The following is a 6,389-nucleotide window of genomic DNA, read 5'->3' on the forward strand; positions in this document are numbered from 1 at the left end:
CCGCCCGGCGGACCGACCGCTGCCCGCGCGGACCGGGCCGCTGCGGCACGCGGTCTCGCGGCGCGGCCCGCCGCGGGCGCTCTCCATCGCCTGACCGACCTTTCGTCCCACCCAGTTCACGTGGAGAGTTCTCGCATGCGCGCGATCGTTGCGCTCGGGCTGGCCGGCGTCCTGCTCGGCGCCGCCGCCTGTTCCGGCACCAGTGGATCCGAGGCCCCGGCGGCGGCCGAGCGGCCCGCCGCCAAGGGCCCCTACAAGTCCACCCCGCTGCCCGCGTCCTACAAGATCCCCGGCGTCCGCCTGACCGACCAGGACGGCCGCCCCTACGACCTCGCCGCCCGCTCCAAGGGCAAGGTCACGATGCTGTTCTTCGGCTACACGCACTGCCCCGACATCTGCCCGACCACCATGGCGGACGCGGCGGGCGCGATGAGCCTGCTGTCCCCGGCGGAGAAGGCCCGCACGCAGGTGCTGTTCGTCACGGCCGATCCGGCGCGGGACAAGCCGAAGGCGCTGAAGGACTTCCTCGGCAGGTTCGACCCGTCCTTCGTCGGCCTCACCGGCCCCTACGCCGAGATCAAGAAGGCGGCGGCGGACGCGCGGACGTCGATCAGCCCGCCGCCGACGAACGCCGAGGGCAACTACGCCGTCCAGCACGGCAGCAACGTCATGGTCTACAAGCCGGACGGCTCGGGCGGGCTCCTGTTCCCCTACCAGTTCGGCAGCGCGGACATGGCGCACGACCTGAAGGCGCTGCTGGCGGCGTCCTCGGCGCCGGGGTCGTCGCCCGCCCCCGCCGCGGGGACGGCCGACTCGATCAAGGTCACGGGCGCGCAGGTCCGGGTGCCGTCCTCGCCGGACGTCACCGCCGGGTACATGACGATCACCAACACCGGCCGGCCCGACACCCTCACCGGCGTCGACTCCCCCGCCGCCGCGAGCGTCGAGATGCACCGGATGGTGATGAACGGCGCCAACGGCATGAAGATGGAGCAGATCATGTCCGTCCCGATCGGCAAGGGGACGGTCGAGTTCGCCAAGGGCAGCCTGCACCTGATGCTGATGAAGCCGAAGGGCCTCAAGCTCGGCCAGGACGTCCCCCTGACCCTGCACTTCGCCGGTGCGGGGGACGTCGCCGTGACGGCCAAGGTCGTCCCGGTGAACGGCTAGGACCGCCGCCGGGCCGGGCCGCCCGAACAGGAACGGCGCGGCCCGGCCCTGCCCGAGGGTCTGTATCGACGTTCCGCGCCCGGGAAAGCCCAGGTCAGGAGGCGAAGACGGCGAGGGGCTTGGCCGCCCGGCCCTGCTCCTCGACGAGCGCCAGGAGGGTCCCGTCGGGCGCGAAGACCCCGACGGGGCCCGGTCCGAGACCGGCCGCGGGCAGCCGGCCGCCGTGCGCGACCGTGCGGGCGTCGTCGGCCGACACGTCCCGGCGCGGGAACGCCGCCGCGACCGCGTCCCCGATCGGCAGGATCTCCAGGTTCTCCGCGAGCTGGTCGATCGTGCGCGCCATGCCCAGGTCGTACGGGCCGACCCGGGTGCGCCGCAGGAACGTCAGGTGGCCGCCGCAGCCGAGCGCGGCGCCGAGGTCGCGGGCCAGCGCCCGGATGTAGGTGCCGGACGAGCAGGTCACCGACGCGTCCACGTCGACCAGGTCGCCGTCGCGGCGGATGCCGGTCACCTCGAAGGCGTGCACGGTCACCGGACGCGCCTTGAGCTCGACCTCCTCGCCCTTGCGGGCCATCTTGTACGCCCGCTCGCCGTTCACCTTGATCGCGCTGACCTGCGGCGGGACCTGGCTGATCGGCCCGGTCAGCGCCGCGATCCCGGCCTCGACCATGGCGTCGGTGACGTGCCCGGCGGACGCGGACGCCGTGATCTCGCCCTCCGCGTCGTCGGTGTTGGTGGTCTGCCCGAGCCGGATCGTCGCGTCATACTGCTTCTCGGTCAGCGCGAGGTGGCCGAGCAGCCGGGTCGCCTTCTCCACCCCGACCACCAGCACGCCGGTGGCCATGGGGTCCAGGGTGCCCGCGTGCCCGACGCGGCGCGTCCGGGCCAGCCGCCGCATCTTGCCGACGACGTCGTGCGACGTCCAGTCGGCGGGCTTGTCGACGATGACGAGTCCAGAGGTGGTCACGCGATGCGCTCCGAGTCGGTGGTGAAGCGGGATTCGGTCTCCCCGGCCACCCGCAGCGCGGCGCGGAGCCGGTCGATGATCTCGGCGGGTTCCCCCGCCGCGTTGAACGCCGCCGCCGTGCGGTGCCCGCCGCCGCCGAGCAGCGCGCAGGCCCGGCCCACGTCCACGGCGCCCTTGGAGCGGGTCGAGACGTACCAGTCGCCCGCGTCGGTCTGCTTGCAGACCACCGCGACCTCGGCCTCCTCGGTGCGGCGGAGCTGGTCGATGACCCCTTCGAGCTGCTCGTAGGTGACGCCGCAGACGGACCGGTCGCCGCGCTGGACGGTCGTCCAGACCAGGCCGCGGCCGGCGGCGGCGGAACGCTCCAGCCGGGCCCGGCCGAGCGCCCCCGACAGCACCTGGAGGTAGCCGAACGGCGCGCGGTCCCACAGCTCGCGGCTGACCTTGTCCGGCCGCACGCCCGCCTCCAGCAGACGGCGCGCCAGGTCGTGCACCTGCGGCGTGGTGCACGGGTACTTGAACGACCCGGTGTCGCTGGCGAGCCCCGCGTACAGGCCCTGCGCGACGTCCGGGGTGAGCGGGACGCCGAGCCGCCGGATCAGCTCGTCGGCCAGGACGGCCGTGGCGGCGGCGTCCGCGTCCGCCAGCATCACGGTCTCGCCGGACCGCCCGTCGGCGAACGACCGTCCGGACGCGTGGTGGTCCAGGACGACCAGCGCGCCGGCGCGGGCGGCGGTCGCGGCGAGCGAGCCCAGCCGGTCCGGGCCGGCCGCGTCCAGCGCGATCATCAGCGCGGGGCGCGGCGGCAGCTCGCCCGGACCGGCCAGCAGCTCCATGCCGGGCAGGAAGCGCAGGCTGGCCGGGACCGTGAACGGCTCGCCGAACGAGGCCGCCACGGACTTGCCGAGCCCGCGCAGCACCTGCGCGACCGCCAGCATCGAGCCCAGGGCGTCGCCGTCCGGGCCGATGTGGCACGCGAGCACGACCTCGTCGGCCGCGTCGATCAGCTCGAGGGCCCGGTCCCAGTCGAGTCCGGCCCCGGCGCTCACGAGGAGGCTCGGGCGGCGCCGCCGCCGGTGCCGTCGTCGCCGTCCTCCTCCTCGTCGTCGTCCGCGTCCTCCTTGTAGGGGTTCGCGTCACCGGCGTGCTTCGCCGTCGCCGCGGACGCGGCGACCTCGGCGTCCTGGCGGCGCGCCTTGGCCAGCAGGTCGTCGATGTGGGCGGCGTTCTCCATGAGGGAGTCGAGCTTGAACGTCAGGCTGGGCGTGTGCCGCACGCCGGTCTGCCGACCGACCTCCGACCGGATGATCCCCTTGGCGCTCTCCAGCGCCGCGGCGGTCCCCGCCCGCTCCTCCTCCGTGCCGTACACCGTGTAGAACACGGTCGCGTCACGCAGGTCGTTGGTGATGCGGGTGTCGGTCACGGTCACGAAGCCGAGCCGCGGATCCTTGATCCGCCGCTCCAGCATCTCGGCCACGATCTGCTGGATGCGGTCGGCGAGCTTACGCGCCCGGGCTGCGTCCACCATGATCGCACTCCCTTTCCACGGCGCCCCGAAGGGGGCGCCTAGTCCTCGTCGTTGAAGAGCCGCCGCCTGGCCGACAGCAGCTCGATCTCGGGGCGGCCGGCGACCAGCCGCTCGCACTGGTCCAGCACGTGGGCGCAGTTGTCGGCGGTCCCGGACACCGCCGCCACCCCGATCTCCGCCCGGCGGTACAGGTCGTGGTCGCCGGTCTCGGCGACCGCCACCCCCGGGAAGTGCTTGCGCACCTCCGCGATGATCGGGCGGACCACCGCCCGTTTCTGCTTCAGCGACCGCACGTCCCCGAGCAGCAGATCGAGCGTCAGAGCGCCTACGTACAGAACGATCACCCCGTTTTCATAGCCTTGAACGACGGCGGCCACACCGCCTGTTCCCGCGATCGCGGCACGCGAACACGGGAACGCCGAAAGGTGACCACCGACATGGAGAGCGCCAGGCTAGTTGATCAGCCTGACGCTCTCACCAGCTTTTTCGTGACTTCTCAGCCGTTCGGCCGGGACGGGTGCCCGGCCGGTCGCGAGCACGCCGCCGACCGTGCGCGGCGTCGCCGGAGGCGGGCCTCACACGGTCGGTCGGGAAGTGCCGTCGTGCCCGCACGAGCCCCGCGCCCCCGCCGGCCCGGGCCCCTCGGGGCCCTGCCGGGGAAGCCGCCGGAACGCGCCCGGTCGGGCTTCCGGACCGCGTCCCCGCCGCGGTGGGCGGGGACGCGGAACCGGGACCCGATCAGTCGCGCGGCTTCTCGCGCATCTCGAAGCACTCGACGATGTCGCCGAGCTTGATGTCGTTGTAGCCGACACCGATACCGCACTCGAAGCCCTCGCGGACCTCGGTGGCGTCGTCCTTGAAGCGGCGCAGCGACGACACCGTGAGGTTGTCGGCGACCACGACGCCGTCGCGGACGAGGCGCGCCTTGGCGTTGCGCTGGATGACGCCCGAGGTGACCATCGAACCACCGATGTTGCCGATCCGCGGGACCTTGAAGATCTCGCGAATCTCGGCGGTGCCGAGCTGGTGCTCCTCGAACTCCGGCTTGAGCATGCCCTTGAGGGCCGCCTCCACTTCCTCGATCGCCTGGTAGATGACCGAGTAGTACCGGATGTCCACGCCCTCGCGGTCGGCCAGCTCCTGCGCGTTCCGCTCGGGACGCACGTTGAAGCCGATGATGACCGCGCCGTCCGAGGCCAGCGACAGGTTGACGTCGTCCTGGGTGATGGCGCCGACGCCGCGGCGGATGACCCGGAGGGACACCTCGTCGCCGACGTCGATCTTGAGGAGCGAGTCCTCCAGTGCCTCCACCGAACCGGACACGTCGCCCTTGAGGATGAGCAGCAGCTCCTCGCGCTCGCCGCGCTCGAGGTCCTTGAACAGCTCCTCGAGGGAGCTGCTCTTGCGGGACCGCAGGAGCTCGGCGTTGCGCTTGCGGGCGGTGCGCTTGTCGGCGATCTGCCGGGCGACCCGCTCGTCCTCGACGACCAGGAAGTTGTCACCCGCGCCGGGCACGGCGTTGAGGCCGAGCACCAGCACCGGACGGGACGGCAGCGCCTCTTCGACGTTGTTGCCGTTCTCGTCCAGCATCGCCCGGACGCGGCCGTGGGCCACGCCGCAGACGATCGAGTCGCCGACCCGCAGCGTGCCGCGCTGGACCAGCACCGTCGCCACCGAACCGCGGCCCTTGTCCAGGTGGGCCTCGATGGCCGTTCCCTGGGCGGGCATGTCCGGGTTGGCGGTGAGCTCCAGCTCGGCGTCCGCGGTCAGCACGACCGCCTCGAGCAGACCCTCGATGTTCGTGCCCTGCTTGGCGGACACGTCCACGAACTGGGTCTGGCCACCGAACTCCTCGGCCACCAGGCCGTACTCGGTGAGCTGGGCCCGGACCTTGGTCGGGTCCGCGCCCTCGACGTCGATCTTGTTGACCGCGACCACGATCGGGACCCCCGCCGCGGTGGCGTGGTCGATCGCCTCGGTGGTCTGCGGCTTCACACCGTCGTCCGCGGCGACCACCAGCACCACCAGGTCGGTGGTGTCGGCACCGCGGGCACGCATGGCGGTGAACGCCTCGTGACCCGGGGTGTCGATGAAGGTGATCTTGCGGTCCTCGCCGTCCACCCGGGTCTGGACCTGGTAGGCGCCGATGTGCTGGGTGATGCCGCCGGCCTCGCCCGCCTGGACGTCCGCGTGCCGGATGGCGTCCAGCAGCTTCGTCTTACCGTGGTCGACGTGACCCATGACGGTCACGACCGGCGGACGCGGCTGCAGGTTCTCCTCGCCGCCCTCGTCCTCGCCGAACTCGATGTCGAACGACTCCAGCAGCGCGCGGTCCTCGTCCTCGGGGGACACGACCTGCACGTCGAAGTCGAGGTCGGCACCGAGCAGCTGCAGGTCCTCGGGGTCGACGGACTGCGTCGCGGTGACCATCTTGCCGAGGTGCATCATGATCTGCACCAGCGACGCCGGGTTGGCGCCGATCTTCTCGGCGAAGTCGGTCAGCGACGCGCCCTGCGGCAGCCGGATGGTCTTGCCGTTGCCGCGCGGAGCCAGCACACCGCCGGTCGACGGGGCCTGCATCGCCTCGAACTCTTGACGACGCGCCCGCTTCGACTTGCGACCGCGGGCCGGGCGTCCGCCCGGACGGCCGAACGCGCCCTGCGTGCCGCCGCGACCGCGACCGCCGCCACCCGGACGGGGGCCGAAGCCGCCGCCACCGGGACG

The 6,389-nt window shown here is 72.7% G+C and carries 6 protein-coding genes; 1 reads left to right on the forward strand and 5 read right to left on the reverse strand.

Annotation, left to right across the window (positions count from 1 at the left end):
- Positions 1-135: 135 nt before the first annotated feature.
- Positions 136-1,170: an SCO family protein gene (locus DZF91_RS29995; RefSeq protein ID WP_117360459.1), complete on the forward strand. Its 1,035-nt coding sequence runs from the start codon at positions 136-138 to the stop codon at positions 1,168-1,170.
- Between the two features lie 94 nt (positions 1,171-1,264).
- On the opposite strand, the gene truB is transcribed toward DZF91_RS29995, so the two are convergent.
- The 5 genes from truB to infB all read right to left on the reverse strand — a co-directional run.
- The gene (gene truB / locus DZF91_RS30000; RefSeq protein WP_117360460.1) at positions 1,265-2,137 is read right to left on the reverse strand and encodes a tRNA pseudouridine(55) synthase TruB; all 873 of its coding nucleotides are present in this window, start codon (positions 2,135-2,137) and stop codon (positions 1,265-1,267) included.
- The gene (locus tag DZF91_RS30005) at positions 2,134-3,186 is read right to left on the reverse strand and encodes a DHH family phosphoesterase (protein WP_117360461.1); all 1,053 of its coding nucleotides are present in this window, start codon (positions 3,184-3,186) and stop codon (positions 2,134-2,136) included. The genes truB and DZF91_RS30005 overlap by 4 nt, the downstream gene beginning before the upstream one ends.
- The gene (gene rbfA, locus DZF91_RS30010) at positions 3,183-3,665 is read right to left on the reverse strand and encodes a 30S ribosome-binding factor RbfA (protein ID WP_117360462.1); all 483 of its coding nucleotides are present in this window, start codon (positions 3,663-3,665) and stop codon (positions 3,183-3,185) included. The genes DZF91_RS30005 and rbfA overlap by 4 nt, the downstream gene beginning before the upstream one ends.
- Before the next feature lie 38 nt (positions 3,666-3,703).
- The gene (locus tag DZF91_RS30015) at positions 3,704-4,000 is read right to left on the reverse strand and encodes a DUF503 domain-containing protein (RefSeq protein WP_117360463.1); all 297 of its coding nucleotides are present in this window, start codon (positions 3,998-4,000) and stop codon (positions 3,704-3,706) included.
- Between the two features lie 403 nt (positions 4,001-4,403).
- The coding region (gene infB / locus DZF91_RS30020) for a translation initiation factor IF-2 (protein ID WP_117360464.1) at positions 4,404-6,389 on the reverse strand (1,986 nt) is incomplete at its 5' end.

The sequence above is a fragment of the Actinomadura logoneensis genome, assembly GCF_003428695.1.
Taxonomy (GTDB): Bacteria; Actinomycetota; Actinomycetes; order Streptosporangiales; family Streptosporangiaceae; genus Spirillospora; species Spirillospora logoneensis.